Raw genomic sequence first — 25,390 nt, 5'->3', positions numbered from 1 at the left:
GAATGGCTTATAATTAAAAAACAATCAATTGGACGAGTGATTTCATGAAAATCTTACTGGGCAGTGTATTGCTGTTTTTTATGGAGCTGGTTAATGCGGGGGGGGATTCTATGTCAGTTAACATCGATCCAAATCAAACCCAATTTACAATTACCTTACCTGCCAATCCAACAACAGGGTACCAATGGACGGTCAAAAAATACGATAAATCATTTTTACAATTAATAGCCAGCCACTATATTTCTCCACAAACAAATCTTATGGGGGCTGGAGGGCAGATGCAATTTAAATTCGAATTGGTGAAAGGGGAGACTTACCCTAAAAACACGACCATGCAGTTTAAATACGCCAGGCCATGGGAACCAGAGAGCGGCACTCTGAAAAATGTAACAGTTAATTTTCAGAAGGCTTCTGTAAATAGCAATCGCTAAAATTACCCCATTGTTATAAAGCAATGGGGTAATTTATAGGCACTCTTAATAGGATGCCCAAAAATAGCTGCGGATCTATGATCCGCTTGACTCCTGCTATTTAAGCTATTTCAACTTCTTCAGCTTGCGGGCCTTTTTGTCCTTGTCCAGCTTTAAATAATACAGCAGCTCCTTCAGGAAGGGTTTTAAAACCACTACCTTGAATTGCGCTGAAGTGAACAAAGTAATCCTTACCGTTGCTTTCGATAAAACCAAAGCCTTTGCTCTCGTTAAACCATTTTACTTTACCGCGAATTTTCTCTGACATGTTGCTATTCCTAGTTGTTCGAGCCCATATTGTACCATTATTCCATGATCTTTCTAGTACTCAAATAAAATTGCTTTTATTCAGGCGGGGAGACCCAGCAAAATTTTGTTGTGGCAAGCTGAAATTACTGTATATCTTTACTATTCTTCCTCCGGATTATGATAATAAAATTAATGTCTTACTGATTTACTCGTTTTCAATGACGTGGCTAATGGACGGACGATAACTACCGTACCAGAAAAATTATTTTTCTTATCGGAGGATTCAACAAAATGATGATTTAACCATTTGGCATCTTCAATAAACATGCGGATGCAACCGTGGCTGGCTCGATAGCCCGGTATATCGTCGGAGCCGTGCAAGGCGAAACCTTTATGGAAGAACATGCAATAAGGCATTCTCGCGCCGCCGCGGCCGGCAGGGAATGCATTAGATTTGCAGTGTTCATTTTCCTTACTGAAGACTCTAAAGATTCCAGTTAGGGTTCGACAAGAGTTATTGCTGTCAGAACATTTGTCACGCCCTGATGAAATGGGGCCCCATTTTATTAATTGTCCTTGTCTACTGTATGCAGCCCACGCCAGTTTCTCTTGATCAACAATAATTTGTGTGTCTTCTGAAGGAGGAATTTTTAACTCAAAAGGAGATATATCAAAGATAGTGGTACTGGCAAGTGCGCGCGGAACAGCAATGATTTTCCCTGCCCATAAACGGTTATAGGTGCGATTTAAACGTTGTACTACGTCTCGTTGTACGGGATCTGGGAACAATTTTTCCCAACTTTGCCCGCTTTGTATTTTAATGCACTGGTATTGAGGGTAATTGCAGAGACCAGTACCATAGTAAGTGGGTATAACTTCGGCAGCTGCTTTTGCAGCGATGGAAAGGCTTGGTAATAAAGCTAGTAAAAGCCAAAGGATACGTTTCATAAGGGAATCCTCCAACTATTTTGTTCACCATAAAATCGAACAAAATAATTCCATCATGATTATAAATTTAGCACTTATTCTTTATCTAGCATAGGCATTAAGGTGGTCCAGATATTAGCCATTATTTTGCTTTGCGCTTGTTGATTGGGGTGTAGCCCATCTTTTTGCATAAAAATCGGATTGCCTGCCACACCTTCTAAAAACATGGGGATTAGGGGGATCTTGTATTGTTTGGCCAAATCACGATAAACCTGTTTAAATTTCTCCAGATAAATAGGTCCATAATTGGGGGGTAACAGTGTGGCAATGAGTAGAACTTTGGCATTTGCCTTTTGGCTTATTTCAATGATCTGGGCGAGATTAGATTTCATTTGGGCCAGGGACAAGCCTCTTAAACCATCATTGGCTCCTAGTTGTAGCAGTACGAAGGCAGGACGATATGTCTGCAGGACCTGTGGTAATTTTGCTAAACCATTACTTGTCGTATCACCACTGGTGCTCATATTAACAAGCTGATAAGGATAATGATTATTTTTTAATTCCTTTTTGAGCAAGTTAACCCAGCCTTTTTTTTCATCGATACCATAGCCAGCACTTAAACTATCACCAAGCACAATAATCGTTTTTGCGTAGATTGGTGCTATGCTAAAAACTAATAGGAGTATTGCCAGGATAGCGGATTTCATGAATAGTCAGGATGTTGTCATTAGCTTGGATAAGATCAATTTTATAGTAATGAGTGGCTCTAGTCAGCTGCATATTTTGAAAGATATTAGTTTGGCAATCCAAGCGGGAGCTACTATCGCAATTACTGGGGCATCCGGGTCAGGCAAAACCTCTTTATTAAATATTATGGCCGGCTTAGATCTTCCCACCTCCGGTCAGGTCTATTATGGTTCGCAAGAAATAACGAGATTGAGTGAAGATGAACGAGCTAAATTGCGGGCGAACTACGTTGGATTTATTTTTCAATCTTTTCAATTAATTACTAACTTAACTGCTTTAGAAAATATTATGTTGCCACTGGAGATTCATCATCGAAAAGATGTCTTATCTCTAGCGACATACTGGCTTGATAAAGTGGGTTTAAGAGATCGAGGCGAACATTATCCTCTTCAATTATCGGGTGGTGAGCAGCAGCGGGTTGCTATTGCTAGAGCATTTGCTTCAGCTCCAGATGTGCTTTTTGCTGATGAGCCAACTGGTAATTTGGATAAAAAAACAGGGCAAACAATTACAGATCTGCTATTTGATCTGAATAGGCAACATCAGACAACCCTGGTAATCGTTACGCATGATGAAAGTCTTGCAAAGCGCTGTCAGCTGCATTGGCCTCTTGATGATGGAAAACTGTTATGCTGAAGACCCCCTTGACCGTACAATCTGTGTTACGGGATTGGCGAAGTGGTGAGTTGACCCTTTTGTCACTGGCTTTAGTTATTGCTGTTGCTTGTGTGAGTGCACTAACTATTTTTGCCGGAATGGTGAACCAACAATTAGTGCAGCAGGCTTCACAAATGCTGGGCGCAGATTTGGTCGTTAGAAGTAGTGTGCCGATTTCCTCGCAGTGGTTTATCAAGGCAAAAGAGCTAGGGTTAAAGCAAACCACTACGTTAACTTTCTTAAGTATGGTGGCTCATAACGATAATCTGCAACTGGCTCAAATCAGGTCGATTGAAACTCCTTATCCTTTGTTGGGGGAATTAAAAATTGCTAATACCTTATCTGAGCAGGCGCGCAGCATACATGAGGTACCTGAAAACGATACAGTTTGGTTAAGTCCCCTCTTGTTGCCGTTATTAAATGTTGCAGTAGGTGGAAAGTTAACTATTGGAGCCGCGGAGTTTACAGTGGCTGCGTTGTTGATAGAGGAACCTGGTCAGACAGGGGATTGGTTTAACATTTCGCCAAGAATCATCATGAATCAGGGGGATATTCCCAAAACCAAAGTAGTTCAGCCAGGTAGTAATTTAGCTTATCGTTGGTTATTAACTGGCGAGAAAAATAGTATTGAACAGTTAAAATACTATTTAAAAGACAAGCTGACGGAGCAACAAGAATTAGCTGATGGAACCACAAATCTCTCTGTCACTCAGACGATTCAACGTACTTTGGATTATCTTAATTTAGGTACTTTGATGAGCCTGGTATTAGCCGGTGTGGCAATTAGTATGGCCAGTCTTCGATATAGCCAGCGTCATACTCAGGAGGTTGCAATTTTGCGCTGCTTTGGCGCCTCTCAACGCCAGATTATTGGTGTTTATTTAAGTGGCATTCTTTTTTTAGGATTTATCTCCTGCTTGTTGGGTGTTCTTCTGGGTTATATTTTACAGCCTTTATTGAGGCAATGGCTAAGTGGCTTGTTACCACAGTTTAAGGCGTCCTTAGCCATCAAACCGGCTTTGTTAAGTATAACTACTGGTATGGTCGTCTTATTGTGTTTTTCGTTGATGAATATTTTAAAACTGCGTCATGTGACAGCAGTCACTATTTTACGTAAAGAGAAACTGGCCTGGACCACTGAAACCTGGTTGGGTTATAGCCTGGCTTTTTTATTGCTTGCTGGACTTGCTTACTTTTATACGCAATCCTGGCGCCTCACAGTAAGTGTCCTATATGCCTGTCTGGGATTTATTGCCGTAGTTACAGGTAGTTTATGGCTTATTTTTAACTATTTGACCACGATTAAACATTATATCCATCTTAATTGGCGCTTCGGCTTTGCGAATATCGCGAGAAATCTTGCTAATAGTTCTTTGCAGGTTATTGGTATTGGCTTGGCTTTAACAGCAATCCTGAGTTTATATATTCTCCGGAATGATTTAATTCATAATTGGCAGCAGCAATTATCTGATACCGCTGCGAATTACTTTATCGTTAATATTGAACCTAACCAGGTTGAGGCACTAACTCAATTTTTAGCGAAAAATAATATTAAGACTTCCAATCTCTATCCTATGGTTAGAGGGCGAGTGATCGCTATTAATGGTCAACCAGTGCAACGATTGTTTGGCGAAAAAATGAAAGAGATTAATGCATTACAACGAGAAATTAACTTGTCATGGACTTCTGCATTACCCCCAAATAATAAAATTGTAGCTGGAAGTTGGCCCGTTGCTGATAAAGCGGAAAATTGGGTATCTATAGAGCAGGGGGTGGCCGATCAGTTGGGTTTAAAATTGAATGATGTTATGACTTTCCGAATTGGGATAACAACTATTTCCACCAAAATCACTAGTATTCGTACGGTTGATTGGGCTGCATTTACACCTAATTTTTTTATGTTATTCAGACCAGGCCTTCTTAACGATTTTCCCCAAACATATATTGCCAGTATTTATCTGAAAAGCAGTCAGCAAAAAGTGTTAAATACTCTCGTTACCCAATTCCCTAATGTTACTATCATCGACATTGCAAATATATTAAATAAAATTCATTCTATCTTCGATAATACTAGCAAAGCTATTAATTTTATGGCTTTTTTTGGTGTTTTAGCAGGTTTAATCATTGTGATCCTGGCTATGTTGTCTTTTAGCGGCTTAAAACAGCAAGAAACACAGGTTCTTAAAATCTTGGGTATAGGACAAAGACAGCTCATTTGGATCCAAAGCAGTGAATCGTTAATCATCGGTTTTTATGCGGGATTATTGGCTGTCACGACTGCAACACTTATCAATCAATACCTGGCGACCTTCATACTGGATATTGTTCTAACTAAGCGTTGGCATTTTTTCATTATCGTACCGATAATGACCGCTTTTTTAACTTTTTTAGTTAATAGTTTGGTGTTGTTGAGCCAATATCAAAAGCAACGATTAACGCGTTTGTATCAGGGCGTGTAAGGCATTACAAAATTGATCGATTTCTTCCTCATTGTTGTAGTAATGAACAGATGCACGTACTAAAGCGGGTAAATTTCTTGGCGCTAAATCTAAACGAGCGTACTCTTGCAAGGAAATCGAAACATTAATTTTTTGCTTGCTTAATTCTTGCTGTATGACAGTTGGTGTTATTCCTTTACAGGTGAACGTAACGATACCGCATTGATGTTGACCAAGGTCACGTAATGCAAGTGAGGGTAGAGTAGCTAATTGCTGGCGTAATCGTGTTGCAAGATATTGAATCCTCTGCCAGATAACATCAATCCCAAGTTCAAGAGCATACTCAATGGCCACGCCCAAACCGATTTTAGCGGCAATATTTTGCTCCCAGGTTTCAAAACGACGCGCATCGGTGCGCAATTGATAGTCATTATCACTAATCCAGCGAGCGGCATGCAGATCAATAAAAGGAGGTTCGTATTGGGAAAGAATTGAATTACGAGCGTATAAAAAACCAGTTCCACGCGGGCCACGCAAGTATTTGCGACCAGTAGCACACAGAAAATCACAACCAATTGCTTCGACATCAATGGGCATTTGACCAATTGATTGAGTTGTATCCACCAAATAGGGGATTCCTTCTTGTTTGGCAATTTTCCCCACTTCGATAATCGGATTAATAAGACCACCTTGAGTTGGTACATGAGTGATGGCAATTAATTTAATTCGCTTATCTATTTTTTTCTGTAAATCCACCAAGTCAAGTTGGCCATATTGGTCATTAGCGATGACTTCAATATCGACACCAACCCGTTTTGCCATATGAAGGAATGCGAGGTAATTACTGGCATACTCACTACATGCAGTGAGTATGCGATCACCCTTTTTAAATTGAAAGCTGTAAAAAGCCATTTCCCACGCCCGGGTGGCATTATCGACAAAGGCGATTTCCTCCGGCTTGCAATGGATTAAACGGGCGGCATTAACATACATTTTTTCGGATCGGGACAAATGAAGTGTGGCTGCTTCATAACCCCCTGTGGTAGCTTCTAAATCAAGATGTTCTTTCATTGCGGTTACTACTGCATTGGGAGGTAGAGCTGCTCCTGCATTATTGAGGTGTAGTACCAGTTGGCAACCCGGAGTATCAGCACGGACCCGATCAATCGCTAAACTCATATTCTTTTATCTCGCTTATTCCTCATGCGAGTAAAATATCATAGCTTTTATTTAAGTACAGTTTAAAAGCAATTTCCTCAAAATTGTATTCAACTGCTTTCTGAGTTGCTCCCAAAGAGGGTAAGTTTTTACTTAGGTAGTTACGGTAACAGTCTTGTTTACTGAGGGTGATGCAATGCTTTTCTGGTATGTAATTGAAATGAATTTAGAAAAAGAAAGGTCTGTTTTATTAGCTCCAGAAGCCCCTTGTCTTGATACAGGAGCAAATGGTACTTCAGGTTAACTTACAAGTTCTGAGAGTCCATGAGATATATTTAAATTTTCTAACCTCTAGGTTAAGATGACGACCGTACGGCCGTTAAAAAGTGAACCATTTTGGAATATCTATGACTGTTACTGAATCATTAATTGCGTTTGTCCTCGCGGGCGGACTCCTTACTATTGTACCTGGACTGGATACCGCCTTGGTTTTGAGAACGTCTGCTGCAGAAGGGGCTAAAAAAGCAGGGTTTGCTGCGATTGGTGTCAATATTGGTTGTTTAACCTGGGGAGCGGCTGTTGCGTTTGGTTTGGGTGCACTTATTTCAGCTTCGCAATTGGCTTATGAGCTACTCAAATGGGTGGGGGCCTTCTACCTTGCCTGGTTAGGTTTGCAGTTGCTGTTGCGTCCGCGAACTGATTTTTCCGGTGTAACTGGTTTGGGGCAATCGGTGCAAAAAATAAGTGATTTTAGCTGGCTGTGGAAAGGATTTTTAGGAAATCTGTTGAATCCGAAAGTGGGTATTTTTTATGTTTCTTTTTTACCTCAATTTATTCCACAGGATATGCCGATTGCTGGTTATACTTTTTTACTTGCGTTGATTCACGCACTACTTGGCATGCTTTGGTTTGCCTTGTTGATTTTAGCAAGTCAGCCACTGACTCGAGGACTAAAAAATCCTAAAGTTATTCAAACATTAGATCGTTTAACGGGCGGTCTTTTTATTGGTTTCGGTGTAAAAATTGCCTTATCGAGCCGTTAATTCTGCCAGTTGGCAGTAGAAAATTATTGGTTTATACAGGCAAGTTAGTTTTTGTTCAGTTATAATAGTATTCCTTAAAAAATAAAGGTAAATAAAATGAGTCGTGTTTTTTCATGTCTTTTAATTGTATTTCTGACCTTTGGTTTAGTAGTCAATGAAGCTGCTGCCAAGCGGTTTGGTGGCGGGCGGAGTTTTGGAGTTCAACGTTCTCACAGCAGTTTATATAATTCCCATTCTGCTCAATCAACCAAATCATTCGGGCAACGTGCACCTAACAATAAAAGTAAGTGGGGTGGGGTGCTAGGTGGTTTATTGGCAGGTGGATTATTAGCCAGCCTGTTTATGGGCAATGGCTTGGGCAGTGGCTTATTGTCCTGGCTAATTGTTGGTTCAATTCTCTTCTTTCTCGTTGGGTTTTTGCGCCGAAAAATGCAGCCTGGTTTTCAATCGACTCAATCGAATGCGTTCAGGCAAGCGTCTCCTTTCAATCAAACGGCCGATGCTTTTAGGAACAATTTTCAAGCACGCGGTAGTTCGTCTGCTTATCCGGCAGGATTCGTAGCGGAATCATTTTTACGTGACGCCAAAGTTAAGTTTATTCGCTTACAGGCTGCTTATGATCAACAAAATCTCGCTGATCTGACGGCTTTTACGGCGCCAGAAGTCTTCGCTGAAATCAAAATGCAACTTGAGGAGCGTGGTAATGAACCCAATACTACAGAAGTTATTAATCTCGATGCCCACTTGCTAGATGTTTCAAACCAGGTAGATTCAATAATGGCAAGTGTACGTTTTACCGGTACTATTAAGGAAAACGGTGAACTAACACAGTTAGATGAAATTTGGCATTTCCGTAAATTCAACAATAATCCTGATTGGGTTGTTGGTGGTATACAACAAGAAGTATAGTAAACTGACTGCTCCCGCAAACAAGCTGCGGGAGCATCCTGTTTATTAATAAGTCTGGGTAAACACACGAATACGATGGCCATCTGGATCAAGGGCCACGAAATTCAGTCCGAAATCCATTGGAGTTGGTGGTTGTATTAGAGTTAAGCCCTGCTTTTTCCACTCATCGTACAAAGTACGAACTTGCTCATCGTCGTTAACCGCAATAGCTAGCTCAGTACTGCCACTTGCAGCTGTTACCTCTGGTTTTACATCATCTTTTGACCATAGGCCCAGTTTAACACCAGCGTTTAATACAAACATTACGAAGTTTGCTGAAGATTCAACAGGTTGTTTATTCAGTAATTTTGTATAAAAGGCAGAACTGATACTGGGCGTGTTGACATAAAGTATTATAAAATTAGGATCCAACATAGGAGTCTCCCTGTTAAAAAGATAGTTTCCTAAAAAATTAGGTCTTATTCCTGAAGTGATTCAGGTTTATTGATTTTAAAGGACACTACTGCCAAATTCTGTCAGTAGACTTCTTTCAAAATTCTACCTGATTTGGAGCATTGCTTTGTCGATACGATGTTCAAATCCTCATGTCTTGGCGTGTACACTGTGATTCCGCACTATTTCTTCTCGTCGCTGCAGTAGTAAATCGTCCTTTGTTTATTGAGTAGGAATATTTTCCAGGCATCGCCATTCTTTCAAAAGGGCTTGACGGCGACGTTGATAACGAGTTGAAGTGAGGTTAAGGCTGGTAATTCTATCGATGCGGAAATGACGAAATTGTTGCCGTAATTCACACCAGGCAATGACTATCCGTGTTTGCTCGAAAAATCCCATTGCAAAAGGCCAGATTGTACGTTCAGTTTCGTTTTCTTGGACATCTTTGTAGCGAATTATAAGTTTACGTTCATGACGTATAGCTTGCCTGATAAGCGCTTGTTCTTGATCCCCTCCCATAATGGCTTGTCCTGGGCCAATAAGCAGTGCAGAGGCATCAAGTTTGTTGCGTAAATCAACAGGTAATACGGCTGCAATTTTTGCGATGGCATCACGGGAAGCTGCTCCCAACCTGGAATCAGCACGTTTTGCTACCCAGCGTGAGCCAAGAACAAGTGCTTCAATTTCTTCTTCAGAAAACATTAAAGGAGGAAGCATGTAGCAAGGGTTTAGAAGATAGCCAAGCCCTGGCTCACCTTCTATTTGTGCTCCTTGCATCTGCAGTGTGGCAATATCACGATAGAGAGTACGAAGGCTGATGCCTAATTCGTCTGCAAGGGTTGCTCCCCGAATTGGATATCGATTACGTCTTAAAATTTGTAAGAGGGCAAGCAGCCGTTCAGTACGAGTCAATTTATAGTTCCCTAAAGGGTTAGTTAAAACAATGCTGTCATATTTTGGCAGCAATTATCATAGCACGGTAAATAAGTCGTATAAGCGCTAGCCCATAATTTATTGATTCAGATGAATTCTTCAGGTGGGTAACTTACAATAGTACATTTAACCACTGTAACTTTGTCTCTATAATAATGACTTCCCTCTGTTCTGGCTTTTGTAGATTAAAGCCACGGTATGTTAAAGTATCCGCCTTCATGAGTGAACAGGAGTATTATCTTGAAGGCGATGCAAAAGCTTTTTTCTTATGGGACCCTGCAATTGGAATCCGTTCAAATCGCTACTTTTTCCCGTTTATTAAAAGGGACTAAAGATAGTTTACAAGGTTATGTGCTCAAAGATCTGCAAATTACCGATCCTTATGTTATCAAAGTGAGTGGTCAGGCCGTGCATCAAATTCTGTTACCAACACAAAATGAAGCTGATAGCGTAGAGGGAATGGTGTTTGACTTAACTGAGGCTGAGTTGCATAAAGCGGATGAATACGAAGTAGATGATTATGTTCGTGTGAAGATTCAATTAACTTCTGGTATAGGGGCGTGGGTTTATGCACATCGCTCGACTCTTTAGGCTATTAATATCCCAGGTTTACTCCCGGGACCTGGAGTGATTTAAATTTTTGGCTTAATGGAGTTAACCCAGTTTTTTGAATGGTAAGTACCTTGGTTCCCAAAATAGCTCCTGAATCAATTTTTCCAAATCAGCCTGCTGATTAATCTGGGCTAATCCTTCGTCTATTGCAGTTTGGGCAACAGCAACGGCAATGTGTTTAGCAACTGTCTGTGCATCATCAAGAGAGGGTAGGAGGGGTAGAAAGCTGTCTTTTTTACTTGGCGCGTGTTCGCTTAAAATTTCTGCGGCTGCCCAAATCATGCCTTTGGATAATCTTGATGCCCTTACTGCTAAAATACCAAGACCAATTCCCGGGAATACCAGAGCATTATTACACTGCGCAATTTGTAATAAACGGTTTTGATATTCAATTGCCGGGAAGGCTGTGCCTGTGGCAATTAACGCTTTACCTTGGCTCCAGGCGAGAATATCACTAGGCTGTGCCTCACATTTTTCATCCGGATTAGAAAGAGGAAAAATGATTGGTCTTTCGCAAGTATTAGACATGATCTCGATGATATCTTGTGAAAACGAACCAGGTTGAGCTGAACAACCAATAAGAATCGTGGGTTTAATTTGACGGACTGTATCGGTAAGAGAAAGTTGTTGTTTGCCCTGAATTTCCCAAGTCGCTATTTCGGTTGTCTGGCGTGCATAGGGTTTTTGTGCTTCAGTTAGCTCCAGATCATTGTCGATTAAAAGGCCTTGGCGATCAATTAGCCAAAAGCGCCTATACGCTTCTTCTGTCTTTAAGCCACGTCTTACCATTGCATCAACAATTTGATCACTAATTCCTGTTCCGGCGGAGCCTGCCCCAAAGACAACAATACGATGATCCTCAAGCTTAATGCCACTAACGTCACAAGCAGCCAGTAAGGCTGCCAAGGTGACTGCTCCAGTACCTTGGATATCATCATTGAAGGTGCATAACTCATTTTGAAATTTATCTAAAATACGTCGGGCATTTCCGCGACCAAAATCTTCCCAATGTAAAAAGGCGTGAGGGAAATGTTGGCGGATAGCATTCACAAAGGTAAGAATGAAAGCATCATATTGCTCAGAGTCAATACGTGGATGCTGACAGCCTAAATAAAGAGGATCATTAAGTAATTCTTGATTATTTGTTCCTACATCCAGAAAAACAGGCAGTGTTCTGGTGGGATCTATTCCCCCGCAAAGACTATAAACCATAAGTTTGGCAACGGGGATATCCATACCGCCAATGCCCTGATCTCCAATACCGAGTACACCTTCTCCATCGGTGACAACAATTAGATCAATTTCAGGATTAGAACGATTGTTGATAATATCTTCGATTTGATTTTTATCTGAATGGGCAATGTATAAACCCCGTGGTTGGCGATATTCGTGACTGAAGCGTTTAACAGCAGTACCCACTATCGGTGTGTAAATCGTAGGCAACATTTCTCCCAAATGACGGCTAATTAGCTTATAAAACAGTATCTGGTTTTTATCGTGTAAATTATTAAGATAAATGTTTTGTTGCAAACGTGAGGTATAGCTTGAGTATTGTAAATAGGCGCGCTTTACCTGTTCATCGAGGGTTTCAACGCGATGCGGTAGTTTTCCTAACAAACCGAAGGCATGTCGTTCTTCTTGGGTAAAAGCGGTACTTTTGTTAAGTTGCGGTATAGTCAGTAATGGTTTGCCACAAATGGAAGTTTCTATAAACTGCTCGCCAGTCTGTTCGTCACGTACTATTTTGAAATCTAGCATGGTTGTTATTTTCAGATAAAATTTAGTGCGCATACAATAGCCAATCAAGGGCATTTATTCAATGCAACAATGCGATTTGCCCAAAACTATGATAAAATGTCACGACTTTATTCATCATTCGTCTAAAAAGCTGGATGAATATTTTAGCTGGATAGCTTATTTTTGAGTACATGGACGTGCTTACTTTACACATCGGTCATAATGGGGGCAGATCTTCATGGTGAGATGTAGTCTAACCATGAGAGGAAATGCCAATGACTTTTGCAAATTTGCAATTAGCTGAACCTTTGCTGCGAGCAATCCGTGAACAAGGCTATGAAGCCCCTTCTCCTATTCAGGCACAAGCAATACCTGCCGTATTGCGTGGTGATGATTTATTGGCTTCGGCGCAAACCGGAACGGGAAAAACGGCTGGTTTTACTTTGCCTATTTTACATCGCTTGGCCCCAAAAACTCGCGCACGAAATAATTGCGCTCTGGCTTTGATACTTACCCCGACTCGAGAGTTAGCCGCGCAGGTTCATGACAGTGTGATGCTCTATGGTAAATATGTAGGCTTACGTTCCGCTGTTGTTTTTGGCGGTGTTAAAATTAATCCGCAAATGATGAAATTGCGCTCCGGTGTTGAAATTCTGGTAGCGACTCCTGGACGTTTACTCGATCTTTATAAACAAAATGCTATTCGTTTCGAACAAATTGAAACCTTGGTTTTAGATGAGGCAGATCGAATGCTCGATATGGGCTTCATTCATGATATTAAGAAAATCCTTTCTTATTTGCCGCGTACACGCCAGAACTTATTATTTTCAGCAACCTTCTCTGATGAAATTCGCAAACTGGCTAAAGAATTATTAATAAATCCTGTTGAAATTGATGTTGCCCCCCGTAATACTGCTGCTGCCAAGGTTGTGCAGCTGGTGCATCCTGTAGATAAAGCTCGCAAAAGTGCCTTACTCAGTCATCTAATTCGTGATAAAAAATGGCAACAAGCACTGGTTTTTTCTCGTACTAAACATGGCGCCAACAAGCTGGTAAAACTTCTCGCACAGGATAATATTAAAGCGTTGGCCATTCATGGGAATAAAAGTCAATCTCAGCGTACGAATGCGTTGAATGAATTTAAAGCTGGTAAAGTACCTATTTTGGTGGCGACAGATATTGCCGCCAGAGGAATAGATATTGATCAATTACCGTTGGTCATTAATTTTGATTTACCCCAGGTTGCTGAGGATTATGTGCATCGTATTGGACGTACTGGCCGAGCTGGGGCGTCAGGTCAGGCCATTTCATTAGTCTGTGCTGACGAATTCAAGCAGTTACATGATATTGAGAAACTGATTAAAAGACGTATTGAGAGGGTTGAGGTCGATGACTTTGAGCCTAACCATTCTTTACCTGCAAGTACTAATCCGGCGACTGCTGTGATTAAGAAGAAAATAGCTGACAAAGGCAAAGTAGCGAAATCACAATCGGGGAGAAATGGGACTTTCACCCCTAAACATGGCAACGCTGCAGCTCATAAATACAAAAGCAAATCGATTGCAGCCTCCAAAACAAAGAGCAAGTAGCACCCCACGTTAGCATAGCGTTAGTTATTCACAAATGATAACATCGATAACTTTGTAGAAACATCAAGAGGTTGTAATGAGAAAATTGTGGGTTTTGGTGTGTGCTGCTTCCATAGCTTTGACTGCTTGCTCAACCCGGGATGAACAGTATTATCGCTTGAATCCGCAGGCATTACAGCAGGCAATTAAAGAGTGCCCCAATAAACAACCAGTGCAGGTAAGCTGTCAGCAATTAGCCGCTATTAACAGCTCTGTTTATGAATTGGTTTACCAGATCCAAATTAATCCCCAGGAGTTTGGTAAGCAAATATTGTCTATACAGCAAGATTTGGCAAAACAGCGTATTGTACTCAAGAAAAATCCTAATCAGCCTGAACTAAGAAAAATGATTGAAGAGAATGAGCAGCGCTTGGCTGAACGCTTGGCGATTGTAAGATGGTTAGAGTCACCAGAGAGTTAATTAATGAGAATTTTAGTAAGTAATGATGACGGCGTTCATTCATCAGGAATTCGTGCTTTAGCTAATGAAATGTCAACTATCGGGGATGTTATCGTTGTAGCTCCAGAGCGAAATCGTAGTGGTGCAAGTAACTCATTGACTTTGACCAGGCCTTTGCGTGTCAAACAATTAGACAATGGGCATTATAGCGTAGAAGGTACTCCGACTGATTGTGTACATTTGGCTCTTACTGGTTTTCTAGATCCAAATGCTGACATCGTGGTTTCCGGTATTAATGAGGGAGCTAATCTCGGTGATGATATTCTTTATTCAGGGACTGTGGCTGCAGCGATGGAAGGAAGGTATCTTGGTTTACCCGCGATTGCTTTTTCTATGGTCGGCGATAATATTCAGTACTATGATACTGGTGCAACAATTGCTCGGCAATTGGTATTAAAAATGCGGGCAAACATGTTGCCGTCTCAGACTATTCTCAACGTTAATATTCCGGATTTGCCATTGGATAAAATTAAGGGAATAGAAGTGACTCGTTTGGGAACACGCCATGGTGCTGAACCCATCGTTAAAGAATATGATCCACGCGGCCGCCCCATTTATTGGGTTGGTCCTCCCGGTTTAGAGGCTGATGCAGGCCCAGGTACAGATTTTTATGCGATTAATCAACATTGTGTATCTATTACGCCTTTACATCTTGATATGACGCATTATAAGGTGTTTGAGCAATTATCTGCGTTGGTTGATGAGATTAGTTGGACTTCATGACTTGCAATTTTTGTTGTTATGGTAACAAAAAGATTGGGAATATGAGCCAGAATTAGTGTTACGAACAAAGAGCATTTCTCTGCGCTAATATTAATAGGGGCTTGTGTTTTATAAAACGGTTATTCTGAGAAAATAAATATGTACAAATTGTGCGTATTCTTATTGGCGCTTCTTCTTACTGGTTGTGGATCAAGATCTGATTTAGCACCTGTTGTGGAGTTAAAATGGCAACCGCAAAATCCTAATCAAACTACTCACAAAGTACTGCGGGGCGAAACGCTCTATGCAGTCGCTTTTCGTTATGACCAAGATTACCGGCAGCTTGCCGCATTAAACCATTTACATAGTCCTTATGCCTTACGTGTAGGTCAAATTATTCACTTACAGGGGGCTTCACGTGCACCGGCAAGACATTATTATCATGCCAAAACCAAACCAGTGTATACGGCAAGAAATATCCCTTCAGCAAGGCCTGTTAGCCCTTCTTATCAAGCTTCTTGGACAAGACCTGCGCGTTACCAATCCTGGTTGTGGCCCGTGAATGGCCGAGTTGCCACTCAATTTATTCCGCAACAAGGCAAAAAGGGCATAGATATTGCAGGAATGAAAGGAGAAAAAATTAGAGCTTCATCCGGTGGGGTTGTTGCTTATGCAGGAAGCGGACTTTCAGGTTATGGAAATTTGATTATTATTAAACATAATAATCAATTTCTAACGGCATACGGCAATAATTTGCGTAATATGGTTCACGAAGGCCAACAAGTTAAAGCTGGCCAGGTTATTGCCGAAATGGGAGTTATAGATAGGCGGTTTTGGGGTGTGCATTTTGAAATCAGAAGGGCAGGAAAACCTGTTAATCCTTTGAATTATCTGCAAAAAGGTTAGCAAGAAATTGGTTGTGATAGCCATGCTTAGTGGAAAGATGGTGTTTTTTCCTTAAAAGATATAAACACGATAGGTGATATCATGCAAGCAGATGACGAATCAACAAAAGAAGAGGTAACTCCCGAAGAGGAATGGGAGGAATCTCCTGATGAAGCGTTGCTCTCTGATGATACGAGTATCGACGTTGAAAACGCCGAAGATATTGAAGAGCATTTACCTGATTTTAGTGATGAAGAAGCATTTCCCAGCTTTCAGCGCGGTAGACATGCTGCCAAGGTTATGGATGCGACGCAAATTTATTTGGGAGAAATCGGTTTTTCTCCTTTACTTTCTGCGGAAGAAGAGGTGCATTACGCAAAGCTCGCTCTTAAAGGAGATGCAGCTGCTCGTAAAAAGATGATTGAATCTAATTTGCGCCTAGTGGTTAAAATAGCGCGTCGCTACTTGAATCGCGGCTTGCCGCTTCTTGACCTTATCGAGGAGGGAAATCTCGGTTTGATGAAATCAGTTGAGAAGTTTGATCCTGATAGAGGCTTTCGCTTCTCGACCTATGCTACCTGGTGGATTAGGCAAACTATCGAACGTGCGATCATGAATCAAACTCGCACAATACGTTTACCAATTCACGTTGTTAAAGAACTTAATATTTATTTGCGTGCAGCACGCCAACTGACACAAAAGCTTGATCATGAACCATCGGCAGAAGAGATTGCTGAAATGGTTGATAAACCGCTTGAGGATGTTGAAAAATTGCTTGGTTTAAATGATAAAGTTGCTTCAGTGGACACGCCTATTGGTTACGATGAAAACAAATCGTTGCTCGATACTATTGCTGACGAAAATAGTATGAATCCGGCAGAGCTTTTAACTGATGAGAATTTACGTAACCATATTGAATCGTTATTAGATAAACTCACGGAAAACCAACAACAAGTGATTGCTAGACGTTTTGGTCTACGTGGTTTTGAAAAGGCAACACTAGAAGATGTAGGTAAGGAAATTGATTTAACTCGAGAGCGTGTCAGACAAATACAGGTAGAGGCTTTAAAAACCTTGAGAGGGCTTTTAGAGCGCGTAGGTTTGACCCAGGAAGATTTATTTTAAGCCATATAAAAAAAGGGAGCCCAGAGTTAAGGGACATTGGTGGAGGCGGCTCCCAAGCCCTGCCAACAGGCTGTGTAATCTAATTGTCTGCTCGGGTGAGCCAATGCTTTTTTACTAATCAGCCAGGGGGCTTTTGTTTCAAACATAAAGGCAAGTGTATTTTGATAACGCGTTGGAACAAGTTCTTCTTGAATGGTCTTTTGATAAGTCTCTGTATCAGGTCCATGTGCTGTCATGCAGTTATGAATACTTATACCACCCGGTAGAAATCCTTCTGTTTTCGCATCGTACTCGCCGTGAATTAATCCCATGAATTCATTCATAACATTACGATGAAAATAAGGTGGCCTAAAAGTATGTTCTGCCACCATCCATCGCGGCGGGAATATAACAAAATCAAGATTTGCCACACCAATTATTTCGCTTTCTGAGGTTAAAACAGTAAAAATAGAGGGATCAGGATGATCAAAACTGACGGTATTAATTGTGTTAAACAATGATAAATCATAAATGTAGGGGGCGTAGTTACCATGCCAAGCCACTACATTAAGTGGAGAGTGATTGCTTTTTGCCGCCCAAAATTGTTGTTGATACTTACAAATTAAAGTGGTTTCGTCATTATAATTTTCATAAGAGGCTTGTGGATAAAGAAAATGACGGGGGCTAGCAAGACTGTTTGCTCCAAGAGGGCCCAATTGTGGTAAACCCAGTGGTGTGCCAGCATTTTCACAAAGATAGCCACAAGCAAGAGGGCATATTAGTTCAACCTTAAATTTTACTCCGCGCGGTATAACCGCTATTTTTCCAGGAGCAATCGCAAGACGTCCAAACTCTGTATAAAGTATTATCTCGCCTAGGTAAGGTACTAGAAGCATTTCGCCATCATAATTACTAAAATAACGAGTCTGCATTGATTGACTGCATTGATAGAGATAGGCATTAGTGGATTGATTGCCGGCAATGTGAAATAAGCTATCAACGAAATCTCTATTATCAGTAGGGGCTTCAAACGGTGACCAGCGGAAAGGATTGGGTGCTTGTAGTTTCGCGTAATTGGCTGTTGCGGCATGCTCATAAGGTTGGTAATCCTCATGGACCACAGATGGAATTGTGCGATAAAGCCAACTGTGGGAATTAACATGCCTGGGCCTTGTAAAGGCGGTGCCGCTTAATTGTTCGGCATACAAACCAAATTGACAGTGTTGAGGGGAGTTCTGTTCTTTAGGTAAAGCGCCTGGTATAGCTTCGCTTTGATGGTGGTTACCAAATCCTGCTAAATACACCGTTTATCTCCCTCTTAAATTTAACGCCATTAGCATAGCTTGAAAGAGTGAAACATGTCGAGACTGATTATAAGGCCTGTAGGCATTTCTATAATCTTGGCCGAAAAGCGTTGATTTCCTGCGCTTCGCTACACATTTCCCCTCATGTGAAAATGCTGCGATGCTTGTAAATCAACGCTTCTCGACTCAGGCTAGCGAAATGTCAACAGAGCCTAGTATCACCGTTCTTTTTAGGTCACCGACGATGTATAATTTATGTTGTTTAATGTAAGCTCGTCTTAGAAAATGACATTTTTTTCAGGATGAGCGGGTATTTGATTGAGGTATATTTATGGCTGGACATAGTAAATGGGCTAATATTAAATTTCGCAAAGGTGCACAAGATGCCAAACGCGGAAAAATTTTCACCAAGCTTATTCGCGAAATTTCGGTTGCTGCACGTGCAGGTGGTGGCGATGAAACAGCAAATCCGCGATTACGCGATGCTGTAACAAAAGCACTAAAAGCCAATATGAAGCGCGATACGATCGACAACGCTATTAAGCGTGGTGTAGGTGGTTTGGATGGTGAGAATATGATTGAAATGCGCTATGAGGGGTATGGTCCTGGTGGTGTTGCAATCTTGGTAGATTGTTTATCTGACAATAAAAATCGAACTGTCTCAGAAGTAAGACATGCTTTTACCAAACATGGTGGTAATTTGGGAACCGATGGTTCTGTGGCTTATCTGTTTAATAAGCAAGGTGAGATTCTTCTGGCAGCCGGACAAGCAGAAGAAGATGCAATGGAGGTTGCGATCGAGTCGGGTGCTGAAGATGTGGTAATCGAAGAAGGCCAGCTTGAAATAATTACTCCTGCAGATAAATATCACACCGTCTTAACCGCAATTCAACAATCAGGTTATGATGTTGAGCAGTCACACTTAACGATGCGGGCTCAAACAATGATTCCTTTAGATAAAGAATCAGCGGAGAGTTTACTCAAATTAATCGATATGTTAGAAGATTTGGATGATGTGCAGGAGGTTCATAGCAATGCGGAGTTTCCTGAATCACTTTTTGAAACCTCAGTCTGATGAGTATTATTTTAGGGATTGATCCTGGTTCACGTATTACTGGATATGGCATTATTCGAGAAGAAAAACGCAAAATTTTTTATGTGGATAGTGGTTGCATTCGAACTTCAGATGGTGAGTTGAGCCAAAAATTGTTGCAGATTTTTAATGGTATTTGCCAATTGATGGATGAGTATGCCCCTGATGAGGTTGCCATAGAGCAGGTTTTTATGCATCAAAATCCGAATTCAGCACTGAAATTGGGACATGCGAGAGGAGTAGCCATGGTTGCTGCTGCCTCACATCGTGTTAGTGTGAGTGAGTATTCTGCTCGTGAAATTAAACAGGCGGTGGTAGGTTATGGTGCTGCCCAGAAAGAACAAGTAAAACATATGGTTGTAACTTTGCTTATGCTTAATAGCCCACCTCAGAATGATGCTGCCGACGCATTGGCTATCGCAATTTGTCATAGCCACATGCGGCATGGTCTATCGGTTTTACAACAATCACGGCCGAGAACAAGGAGACGTTTGCGATGATAGGCTGGTTAAGTGGGCAGGTTGTTGATAAACATCAACCAGGTAAATTGGTTGTTGATGTCAACGGAGTAGGCTATGACGTGGAAACTTCCTTACAAACTTTCTTTCAACTTGAATCACAGCGCGGGTTGATAAATTTACATATTCATACAATCGTTCGAGAAGACGCTTTATTGCTTTTTGGTTTTTTGGATAAAGAAGAGCGGGCATTATTCAGGGCTTTAATTAAAGTGAATGGCGTCGGTCCTAAACTAGCCATGGCTATTCTTTCAAGTATTACTCCCACTGAATTTATTCAATGTATCACCCAACAGAATACGGTAGTTCTTACTAAATTACCTGGTATTGGTAAAAAAACAGCCGAACGGCTGGTCATTGAAATGAAAGACAGTGTGAAACAGTTTAACAGTATGGATTCTAACCAATTATCGCAGAAGTTATCGATTAACCGTGAGCAGGATGAAGCAATCAGTGCATTGGAAGCATTGGGATATAAGCAACAAGAGGCTGTTAAAGCAATCAATAAAATTGATGATGGGAATAAAACCTGTGAGCAATTGATTCGTCAGGCGCTGCAGCTGTTAGCAAGCCGATAGCGGCTTGCTTTATTACTATTAAACTGTAGAATCTGCCCGCAGTCGATTACTTAGATAATCGATGCGTATTTGAGCTGAGTCCTGTTTTTAATTCAATCAAGATTATAAACATTCCTTCATGCTTTATTGTTTCAACACAATTAATTGTTGATTTGATCTAACTCCGGACGAGTTGTGGTAAGCCAATTTTTATATTGGTTTTTAAAAAACCGGAAATTAATAAATGAAAAATATTTCTCTTCTTGGGAGTCTAATTACTGGATTATCAAACACAGTAACCACCAAAAAGGACGCATTAAAAAACTATGGTAAAAAGACTATTCATCCTACCGCCCAGGTTATTCAATGTAAGAAACTCAATTCTCTCTTACAAGAATTAGGAATTGAGCAAGATTTAAGAGCCAAAATCATGGAGAAAGCTAAAAACTCCAAAGTAGGAGATGATTTTTCTCGGGCAATAAAAATTTTGTCTTGCTTAAAAGCGCACGGTTTAAAGGGTTATAGTGCAAATGAATTTCTAAAGGGAGCTCATTTTAAAATAAAAGATGGTGGCACTTTATATCGGGAGCTTGCCAAAATTGAGGGGGCTCAAGTCAGATTTTCATCTCATTTCGCAAGTACCAAGGTTGGTAAAGAGATGGGAATTAATTGCGGACGCATACTTCCTGAAGTGTTGTTTTTACAATCTACACAAGTGCAAGGTTCTAATTTTAGTCATTTTCAGGCAGAGGCATCCCCCTGGCGGATGGATAAAAGTAGCCCCTGGACTTTATTACCAAACCGCGAAACATTGCAAACATCTGAACATCTCACGGACTCTGCTTATTATTTTATTAACAAAAAAATTTCTGAATGGTTAAGTAAACCTGTACTAAATTTAGGGCCTTATGGATGGTCTATACATAATGATGCAAATCCTATAACAAGCTATGATTATGCAGGGCCAACTGATATAGAAGATCTTGGTGATCTGGGTGATCTTGATGAACTAGCCAATGCACTTACTCATCCTGTGGGGGATGTCCTTGATGAAATTGAGGATAATGAATTTAAGCCAACTATGGGCTAAAGAAATTTAGTTTAAGAAGGTGATTGTTTGATTATAAGCGTCAAGAGGTGGAAATGGTTGCTAAAGATAAAATATTGAGCTTAATTGCAGCAATAATTAAGAATCCTCATAAAAAAGTAAGTCCTGTAGTAAAAGAAGAAGTCTCAGCGTTCGTGAAGGAACTGTATTTTGAATGTACAAAGGGAAAGGTATTACCAACAAATATTTCTTTATCATTACATAATACGAATAGTTTAATACATTATGCATCGCAATTAATAACTTACAGAGCCGCTCTAGGTGAAATTGGTACACAACAAAAATTATTTAACGAAGTATATGCGGAATTTATTGAGCGAAGTGAATTTTTTAAGAAGGGTTTACAAAAAGGTAATCCCTTTGTTTTACGTGCCTATTTAGTTCATATTCATCATTTAGCAAAAAAAGATGAATTAAGCGATGAACGAAAATTAGCGTTGGTTAGCTTGCTTGAAAAAAGTCAACACTATATTGAGGCGATGGATTCCACCTCTTGTGGCAGATTCAAATTGTTGATTGATGGCTATGCTAAATACCAAGCGGCATTTTTACTTAACTCGCTCACATCCAAGGATAAGACTGGAACATTGGTGGATAATGTAAGCAAATTGTACTCTTCCGCCTTAAAATCATTGGAAATGCTTAGTTTGGCTAGTGATAACTCTATTGCGTTGTATGGGGATGAACAAATGTATCCTGAATTTCCTTTCGCTGATAGTAGTGAGTTGATTGATACGATCAGGGATCAAATTCAAGAAATCCCGGTAAATACTCTTCGCTAAAAATCAATTTACACTACACAGGACAAGGTAGCGAATTTGTTTTCAAATTAACCTTGTTGGGATGATGCTCCATTAGGAATGGGGAAGTAGACCCGCACGATTAAACCTGTACCTTCTGCAGGAGAGTCTAGTTCTACCCGTCCACCATGCAGATCTGTGATTTGCCTTACAATAGCTAAGCCCAAACCGCTACCAGGGCTTTTATTTCCTAAGACACGAAAGAAGCGCTCAAAGACCCGGTTTTGCAGTTCACTCGGTATTCCTGGGCCATTATCACGCACTTCCAGAACTAATTCCTGCTCCTTGCTATAAACGCGAACGGACACTTTACCATTTTCCTTACAATAACGAATAGCATTATCAACTAAATTACGGATAAGAATGCTCAGCGCTGTAAGATTTCCTGCAAAAATAGGGGTTTGTTCGTCATGTTCAAACTCAAGTTCTATTTGTTTTTCTACAGCACTTGGTGCCAACATCGCTAAAACTTCACGGGTTATCTTGACTAAATTGACCTCATCGATATCGTTGATATTGGTTGCTTCAGGAACCAATTTACTCATGGTTAACAGCTGTTGAACAATATGAGTGCTGCGGTTAACACTGGCAATTAGTTTCTGTAAGGCTAAATTCTTTTCATCCATATCACTGGTATTTAAAGCAACTTGAGCTTGGGCTTTAAGAGCAGCAAGCGGCGTGCGTAATTCGTGAGCTGCATCAGCAGCAAAGCGTTTTTCCCGTTCAAAACCTTCCTTGAGGCGATAAAATAATTTATTCAATTCATCAATAACCGGCTTAATCTCTTCGGGAACTTCCTGCAAGTCTACTGGCTCTAAGTGAGTAGGTGCGCGGTTTGCTACTTCTTGTGCTACACGATCAAGGCTGTCCAGGCCACGACCGATAATAATCCAGATAAGCAGGCCTGATAACGGGAAGGTGAGTAACATGATATATAGATCATCTTGTGCAACCCGATGGCCTAACTCATTACGAGTATCATAGCGCTCTGCCAGAACGGTGCGTACACCAGCTTTTTCGTTATAGGTAGTAAACACACGCCATTTTTGATCACCTAGCATTTTATCGCTGAAACCATCAATTTCAGCAATTAATGGAAATTTGGGGGCTGTTGAGGAATGGAGCAAAAGTTTGCCGCCATTAGTCCATACTTGAAAATTGAATTTATCTAGATAATTTTGGGGCGGTAAATCATTTAAAAAACGCCGCTGATAATAATTATCGATTTTTTGAGGGATGATTTCCAGTGCATCTTGAATTTTAGTGAGCGGGCGTTGGTGTAAGTCATCGCCCAATAAGGCTTGATAGGAGAGTGCTGACATCGCCATCAAGGTATCCAGATGCTCTTGAATATCTTTTTGATCAAGATAGTAGTTACCTATCGCAGTCAGAGTGGTAGTAATTGTGATGGCTAATAATAAATTAATTAGCAAAAACTTACGAATAGAAGATTTCACAATACTTAATTACTCTCGTTTTTCTCGACCATGTAACCAACGCCACGAATGGTTCGAATAAAATTAGCATTGAGTTTCTTGCGCAAATTGTGGATGTGAACTTCAAGGGCGTTAGAGTCCACATCTTCATCCCAACCATAAATACTCTGCATTAATTGTTCACGTGATAATACCTGACCACTATTTTCGAGTAATTTTTGCAAGAGAGAAAATTCGCGGCGCGGAATATTGACAATAACATCATCAACATAAACAGAATGCGCTGCCGGATCGAGGGTAATATTGCGATATTGCAAGACCGCATCGGCACGTCCTTGGGAGCGTCGGACTAAGGCGCGAACTCGGGCACTTAATTCATTTAAATCAAAAGGCTTCGTCATATAATCATCGGCACCCGCGTCAAGACCTTTTACTCTGTCTTCTACTGATTCTCGGGCAGTCAGGATAATAACAGGTGTTCTGTTATCATCATGACGAATAGCTTGAAGAAAGGCGAGTCCAGACAGTCTGGGTAAACCCAGATCCAGAATAATTAACTCAAAGGATTCAGACTTGACAGCAGCGCGAGCAGCTTCCCCATCTTTTAGCCAATCTACAATATAGCCAAATTGAGTTAAGCCGGCTTTAACTGCATCCCCAAGTAATTCATCGTCTTCAACAAGTAGCAATCTCATTGCCGCTCCTAATGTTAAGGCATGCCCTTAATGGGAATCGCCTGAGGGTTGTTGTTCTATCAAATGCCTGGTCAAGTAAATTGCTTGCAAAAAAACAAAAATCAGAGTGAATCCTGCGCCGCCAAATAGTTTAAAATTAACCCAAACATCTGTACTATAAAAGTAAGCAACATAAAGATTTAAGCCACCCATTACAACAAAAAACGCAGCCCACGCATAATTTAAACGATACCAGATTTTTTGCGGTAAGCTAATATTTCCATCCATCATTTTTTGAATAAGTGGTTTTTTGCCAATAAAGGAGGTACCAAAAAACACTAAGGAAGTCAGCCAATAAATACCAGTTGGTTTCCATTTTATAAACCATGGATTATGAAAAAATAAAGTCGCACCACCTAAAACAAAAATAAGTGCCAAGCTGATTAAGTGCATTTTTTCATAGCGCTGATGTTTTAGGCGGTAAAAAGCAACTTGAATTAGCGCCGCCCCCATCGCGATAGCAGTAGCATTATAAATTCCGAATAATTTATAACTAATAAAAAAAATCAAAATCGGGAAAAAATCAAAGAGTAATTTCATGGTGTTTTTGTTAATTTCCAACATTTAAATAAGTATAACACAGGATTTGTAACTCTCATGCACCTCTAAGGTAGTTGTATTTATTTGGTAATTAACCGTCTCTAGAGAAACATGGCCTTATCTTTTGCTAATTGACCCACTCTTTATTATCACGACAAAATCGAAAAGAGTTCGCAGTGTTGTATTGTGCTGGAACTGGCTAGGTGAAC

The 25,390-nt window shown here is 40.6% G+C and carries 28 protein-coding genes; 17 read left to right on the top strand and 11 right to left on the bottom strand.

The genetic code is table 11. The features are described 5' to 3' along the window. The first annotated feature begins 44 nt into the window (after positions 1 to 44). Complete coding sequence (locus tag Lfee_RS16250; protein WP_058448008.1) at positions 45 to 431, top strand: protease inhibitor I42 family protein; 387 nt, start codon at positions 45 to 47, stop codon at positions 429 to 431. A 100-nt stretch (positions 432 to 531) separates the two neighbouring features. Here Lfee_RS16250 and Lfee_RS16245 read toward each other — a convergent pair whose 3' ends face one another. From Lfee_RS16245 to Lfee_RS16235, 3 genes are all read right to left on the bottom strand, one after another. Next, positions 532 to 738: a cold-shock protein gene (locus Lfee_RS16245; RefSeq protein WP_019217163.1), complete on the bottom strand. Its 207-nt coding sequence runs from the start codon at positions 736 to 738 to the stop codon at positions 532 to 534. A gap of 170 nt (positions 739 to 908) precedes the next feature. Further along, entirely contained in the window at positions 909 to 1,667 is a 759-nt protein-coding gene (locus Lfee_RS16240) for a L,D-transpeptidase (protein ID WP_058448007.1), read from the bottom strand. Between the two features lie 74 nt (positions 1,668 to 1,741). Continuing rightward, positions 1,742 to 2,353, bottom strand: coding sequence for an arylesterase (locus Lfee_RS16235; protein ID WP_058448006.1), 612 nt, complete (start codon positions 2,351 to 2,353; stop codon positions 1,742 to 1,744). Here Lfee_RS16235 and Lfee_RS16230 point away from each other — a divergent pair. Together Lfee_RS16230 and Lfee_RS16225 are read left to right on the top strand one after the other, a co-directional pair. Beyond that, on the top strand, positions 2,352 to 3,029 hold the full coding sequence (locus Lfee_RS16230; RefSeq protein ID WP_058448005.1) for an ABC transporter ATP-binding protein: 678 nt from the start codon (positions 2,352 to 2,354) through the stop codon (positions 3,027 to 3,029). The two genes, Lfee_RS16235 and Lfee_RS16230, sit on opposite strands and share 2 nt — an antisense overlap. Then, positions 3,023 to 5,509, top strand: a complete 2,487-nt coding sequence (locus tag Lfee_RS16225) for an ABC transporter permease (RefSeq protein WP_058448004.1) — start codon at positions 3,023 to 3,025, stop codon at positions 5,507 to 5,509. The genes Lfee_RS16230 and Lfee_RS16225 overlap by 7 nt, the downstream gene beginning before the upstream one ends. On the opposite strand, the gene Lfee_RS16220 is transcribed toward Lfee_RS16225, so the two are convergent. Continuing rightward, on the bottom strand, positions 5,483 to 6,667 hold the full coding sequence (locus Lfee_RS16220; RefSeq protein WP_058448003.1) for an aminotransferase class V-fold PLP-dependent enzyme: 1,185 nt from the start codon (positions 6,665 to 6,667) through the stop codon (positions 5,483 to 5,485). The genes Lfee_RS16225 and Lfee_RS16220 overlap by 27 nt on opposite strands. Before the next feature lie 154 nt (positions 6,668 to 6,821). On the opposite strand from Lfee_RS16220, the gene Lfee_RS17835 reads away from it, so the two are divergent. The 3 genes from Lfee_RS17835 to Lfee_RS16210 all read left to right on the top strand — a co-directional run bounded on the left by Lfee_RS17835 (position 6,822) and on the right by Lfee_RS16210 (position 8,598). Continuing rightward, positions 6,822 to 6,950, top strand: a complete 129-nt coding sequence (locus tag Lfee_RS17835; protein WP_269147464.1) for a hypothetical protein — start codon at positions 6,822 to 6,824, stop codon at positions 6,948 to 6,950. Between the two features lie 103 nt (positions 6,951 to 7,053). Further along, a complete protein-coding gene (locus Lfee_RS16215; RefSeq protein ID WP_058448002.1) occupies positions 7,054 to 7,689 on the top strand; it encodes a LysE family translocator in 636 nt (211 codons plus the stop codon). Between the two features lie 96 nt (positions 7,690 to 7,785). Next, a complete protein-coding gene (locus Lfee_RS16210; protein WP_058448001.1) occupies positions 7,786 to 8,598 on the top strand; it encodes a Tim44 domain-containing protein in 813 nt (270 codons plus the stop codon). A 45-nt stretch (positions 8,599 to 8,643) separates the two neighbouring features. Here Lfee_RS16210 and Lfee_RS16205 read toward each other — a convergent pair whose 3' ends face one another. Continuing rightward, positions 8,644 to 9,012: a VOC family protein gene (locus Lfee_RS16205; protein ID WP_058448000.1), complete on the bottom strand. Its 369-nt coding sequence runs from the start codon at positions 9,010 to 9,012 to the stop codon at positions 8,644 to 8,646. A 240-nt stretch (positions 9,013 to 9,252) separates the two neighbouring features. After that, positions 9,253 to 9,942 (bottom strand): helix-turn-helix transcriptional regulator, encoded by a 690-nt coding sequence (locus Lfee_RS16200; protein ID WP_058447999.1) that lies wholly within the window; start codon positions 9,940 to 9,942, stop codon positions 9,253 to 9,255. Positions 9,943 to 10,212: 270 nt separating this feature from the next. On the opposite strand from Lfee_RS16200, the gene Lfee_RS16195 reads away from it, so the two are divergent. Further along, positions 10,213 to 10,554 carry a gamma-glutamylcyclotransferase family protein gene (locus Lfee_RS16195; RefSeq protein WP_058447998.1) on the top strand — a complete coding sequence of 114 codons (342 nt, stop codon included), beginning with the start codon at positions 10,213 to 10,215 and terminating at the stop codon, positions 10,552 to 10,554. Between the two features lie 63 nt (positions 10,555 to 10,617). Here Lfee_RS16195 and Lfee_RS16190 read toward each other — a convergent pair whose 3' ends face one another. After that, a complete protein-coding gene (locus tag Lfee_RS16190; protein ID WP_058448063.1) occupies positions 10,618 to 12,333 on the bottom strand; it encodes an NAD-dependent malic enzyme in 1,716 nt (571 codons plus the stop codon). A gap of 254 nt (positions 12,334 to 12,587) precedes the next feature. Between Lfee_RS16190 and Lfee_RS16185 the strand changes: the two genes are divergently transcribed. From Lfee_RS16185 to rpoS, 5 genes are all read left to right on the top strand, one after another. Then, positions 12,588 to 13,901 (top strand): DEAD/DEAH box helicase, encoded by a 1,314-nt coding sequence (locus Lfee_RS16185; protein ID WP_082646677.1) that lies wholly within the window; start codon positions 12,588 to 12,590, stop codon positions 13,899 to 13,901. Between the two features lie 76 nt (positions 13,902 to 13,977). Beyond that, positions 13,978 to 14,361 (top strand): hypothetical protein, encoded by a 384-nt coding sequence (locus Lfee_RS16180; protein ID WP_058447997.1) that lies wholly within the window; start codon positions 13,978 to 13,980, stop codon positions 14,359 to 14,361. A gap of 3 nt (positions 14,362 to 14,364) precedes the next feature. After that, entirely contained in the window at positions 14,365 to 15,123 is a 759-nt protein-coding gene (surE, locus tag Lfee_RS16175; protein ID WP_058447996.1) for a 5'/3'-nucleotidase SurE, read from the top strand. Between the two features lie 138 nt (positions 15,124 to 15,261). Continuing rightward, positions 15,262 to 16,008: a peptidoglycan DD-metalloendopeptidase family protein gene (locus tag Lfee_RS16170; protein WP_058447995.1), complete on the top strand. Its 747-nt coding sequence runs from the start codon at positions 15,262 to 15,264 to the stop codon at positions 16,006 to 16,008. Positions 16,009 to 16,089: 81 nt separating this feature from the next. Next, positions 16,090 to 17,112 (top strand): RNA polymerase sigma factor RpoS, encoded by a 1,023-nt coding sequence (gene rpoS / locus Lfee_RS16165; protein ID WP_058447994.1) that lies wholly within the window; start codon positions 16,090 to 16,092, stop codon positions 17,110 to 17,112. 26 nt (positions 17,113 to 17,138) lie between these two features. Here rpoS and hmgA read toward each other — a convergent pair whose 3' ends face one another. Next, positions 17,139 to 18,395, bottom strand: coding sequence for a homogentisate 1,2-dioxygenase (gene hmgA / locus Lfee_RS16160; RefSeq protein WP_058447993.1), 1,257 nt, complete (start codon positions 18,393 to 18,395; stop codon positions 17,139 to 17,141). A gap of 331 nt (positions 18,396 to 18,726) precedes the next feature. Here hmgA and Lfee_RS16155 point away from each other — a divergent pair, with 331 nt between their 5' ends. From Lfee_RS16155 to Lfee_RS16135, 5 genes are all read left to right on the top strand, one after another. Beyond that, entirely contained in the window at positions 18,727 to 19,470 is a 744-nt protein-coding gene (locus Lfee_RS16155) for a YebC/PmpR family DNA-binding transcriptional regulator (RefSeq protein ID WP_058447992.1), read from the top strand. After that, positions 19,470 to 19,988: a crossover junction endodeoxyribonuclease RuvC gene (gene ruvC, locus Lfee_RS16150; protein WP_058447991.1), complete on the top strand. Its 519-nt coding sequence runs from the start codon at positions 19,470 to 19,472 to the stop codon at positions 19,986 to 19,988. Before Lfee_RS16155 ends, ruvC begins: the two co-directional genes overlap by 1 nt. Next, the gene (gene ruvA / locus Lfee_RS16145; RefSeq protein ID WP_058447990.1) at positions 19,985 to 20,584 is read left to right on the top strand and encodes a Holliday junction branch migration protein RuvA; all 600 of its coding nucleotides are present in this window, start codon (positions 19,985 to 19,987) and stop codon (positions 20,582 to 20,584) included. Before ruvC ends, ruvA begins: the two co-directional genes overlap by 4 nt. A 223-nt stretch (positions 20,585 to 20,807) precedes the next feature. Next, entirely contained in the window at positions 20,808 to 21,653 is an 846-nt protein-coding gene (locus Lfee_RS16140) for a hypothetical protein (RefSeq protein WP_058447989.1), read from the top strand. A 23-nt stretch (positions 21,654 to 21,676) separates the two neighbouring features. Next, positions 21,677 to 22,453 carry a hypothetical protein gene (locus Lfee_RS16135; protein WP_112854899.1) on the top strand — a complete coding sequence of 259 codons (777 nt, stop codon included), beginning with the start codon at positions 21,677 to 21,679 and terminating at the stop codon, positions 22,451 to 22,453. A 47-nt stretch (positions 22,454 to 22,500) separates the two neighbouring features. Here the strand turns inward: Lfee_RS16135 and Lfee_RS16130 are convergent, their stop codons facing one another. Genes Lfee_RS16130 through Lfee_RS16120 form a run of 3 tightly spaced genes read right to left on the bottom strand, consistent with a single transcriptional unit; the run spans position 22,501 to position 25,181 of the window. Continuing rightward, positions 22,501 to 23,928, bottom strand: coding sequence for an ATP-binding protein (locus tag Lfee_RS16130; RefSeq protein WP_058447987.1), 1,428 nt, complete (start codon positions 23,926 to 23,928; stop codon positions 22,501 to 22,503). A 5-nt stretch (positions 23,929 to 23,933) separates the two neighbouring features. Continuing rightward, positions 23,934 to 24,602, bottom strand: coding sequence for a response regulator (locus Lfee_RS16125; protein ID WP_058447986.1), 669 nt, complete (start codon positions 24,600 to 24,602; stop codon positions 23,934 to 23,936). 27 nt (positions 24,603 to 24,629) lie between these two features. Beyond that, the gene (locus Lfee_RS16120; protein WP_058448062.1) at positions 24,630 to 25,181 is read right to left on the bottom strand and encodes a septation protein A; all 552 of its coding nucleotides are present in this window, start codon (positions 25,179 to 25,181) and stop codon (positions 24,630 to 24,632) included. Positions 25,182 to 25,390 lie beyond the last annotated feature (209 nt).

Source organism: Legionella feeleii (assembly GCF_001467625.1).
GTDB lineage: Bacteria > Pseudomonadota > Gammaproteobacteria > Legionellales > Legionellaceae > Tatlockia > Tatlockia feeleii.
This window is presented reverse-complemented; position numbering and strand designations above follow the sequence as displayed.

Coding starts and splice junctions, on each gene's coding strand:
- Lfee_RS16190 (WP_058448063.1), bottom strand. CDS start 12,333: ATGCTAGATTTCAAAATAGTACGTGACGAACAGACTGGCGAGCAGTTT.
- Lfee_RS16140 (WP_058447989.1), top strand. CDS start 20,808: ATGAAAAATATTTCTCTTCTTGGGAGTCTAATTACTGGATTATCAAAC.
- Lfee_RS16120 (WP_058448062.1), bottom strand. CDS start 25,181: ATGAAATTACTCTTTGATTTTTTCCCGATTTTGATTTTTTTTATTAGT.
- Lfee_RS16220 (WP_058448003.1), bottom strand. CDS start 6,667: ATGAGTTTAGCGATTGATCGGGTCCGTGCTGATACTCCGGGTTGCCAA.
- Lfee_RS16235 (WP_058448006.1), bottom strand. CDS start 2,353: ATGAAATCCGCTATCCTGGCAATACTCCTATTAGTTTTTAGCATAGCA.
- ruvC (WP_058447991.1), top strand. CDS start 19,470: ATGAGTATTATTTTAGGGATTGATCCTGGTTCACGTATTACTGGATAT.
- Lfee_RS16225 (WP_058448004.1), top strand. CDS start 3,023: ATGCTGAAGACCCCCTTGACCGTACAATCTGTGTTACGGGATTGGCGA.
- ruvA (WP_058447990.1), top strand. CDS start 19,985: ATGATAGGCTGGTTAAGTGGGCAGGTTGTTGATAAACATCAACCAGGT.
- Lfee_RS16170 (WP_058447995.1), top strand. CDS start 15,262: ATGTACAAATTGTGCGTATTCTTATTGGCGCTTCTTCTTACTGGTTGT.
- Lfee_RS16155 (WP_058447992.1), top strand. CDS start 18,727: ATGGCTGGACATAGTAAATGGGCTAATATTAAATTTCGCAAAGGTGCA.
- Lfee_RS16215 (WP_058448002.1), top strand. CDS start 7,054: ATGACTGTTACTGAATCATTAATTGCGTTTGTCCTCGCGGGCGGACTC.
- Lfee_RS16195 (WP_058447998.1), top strand. CDS start 10,213: ATGCAAAAGCTTTTTTCTTATGGGACCCTGCAATTGGAATCCGTTCAA.
- rpoS (WP_058447994.1), top strand. CDS start 16,090: ATGCAAGCAGATGACGAATCAACAAAAGAAGAGGTAACTCCCGAAGAG.
- Lfee_RS16240 (WP_058448007.1), bottom strand. CDS start 1,667: ATGAAACGTATCCTTTGGCTTTTACTAGCTTTATTACCAAGCCTTTCC.
- Lfee_RS16230 (WP_058448005.1), top strand. CDS start 2,352: ATGAATAGTCAGGATGTTGTCATTAGCTTGGATAAGATCAATTTTATA.
- Lfee_RS16205 (WP_058448000.1), bottom strand. CDS start 9,012: ATGTTGGATCCTAATTTTATAATACTTTATGTCAACACGCCCAGTATC.
- Lfee_RS16245 (WP_019217163.1), bottom strand. CDS start 738: ATGTCAGAGAAAATTCGCGGTAAAGTAAAATGGTTTAACGAGAGCAAA.
- Lfee_RS16185 (WP_082646677.1), top strand. CDS start 12,588: ATGACTTTTGCAAATTTGCAATTAGCTGAACCTTTGCTGCGAGCAATC.
- Lfee_RS16210 (WP_058448001.1), top strand. CDS start 7,786: ATGAGTCGTGTTTTTTCATGTCTTTTAATTGTATTTCTGACCTTTGGT.
- Lfee_RS16180 (WP_058447997.1), top strand. CDS start 13,978: ATGAGAAAATTGTGGGTTTTGGTGTGTGCTGCTTCCATAGCTTTGACT.
- Lfee_RS16250 (WP_058448008.1), top strand. CDS start 45: ATGAAAATCTTACTGGGCAGTGTATTGCTGTTTTTTATGGAGCTGGTT.
- Lfee_RS16125 (WP_058447986.1), bottom strand. CDS start 24,602: ATGAGATTGCTACTTGTTGAAGACGATGAATTACTTGGGGATGCAGTT.
- surE (WP_058447996.1), top strand. CDS start 14,365: ATGAGAATTTTAGTAAGTAATGATGACGGCGTTCATTCATCAGGAATT.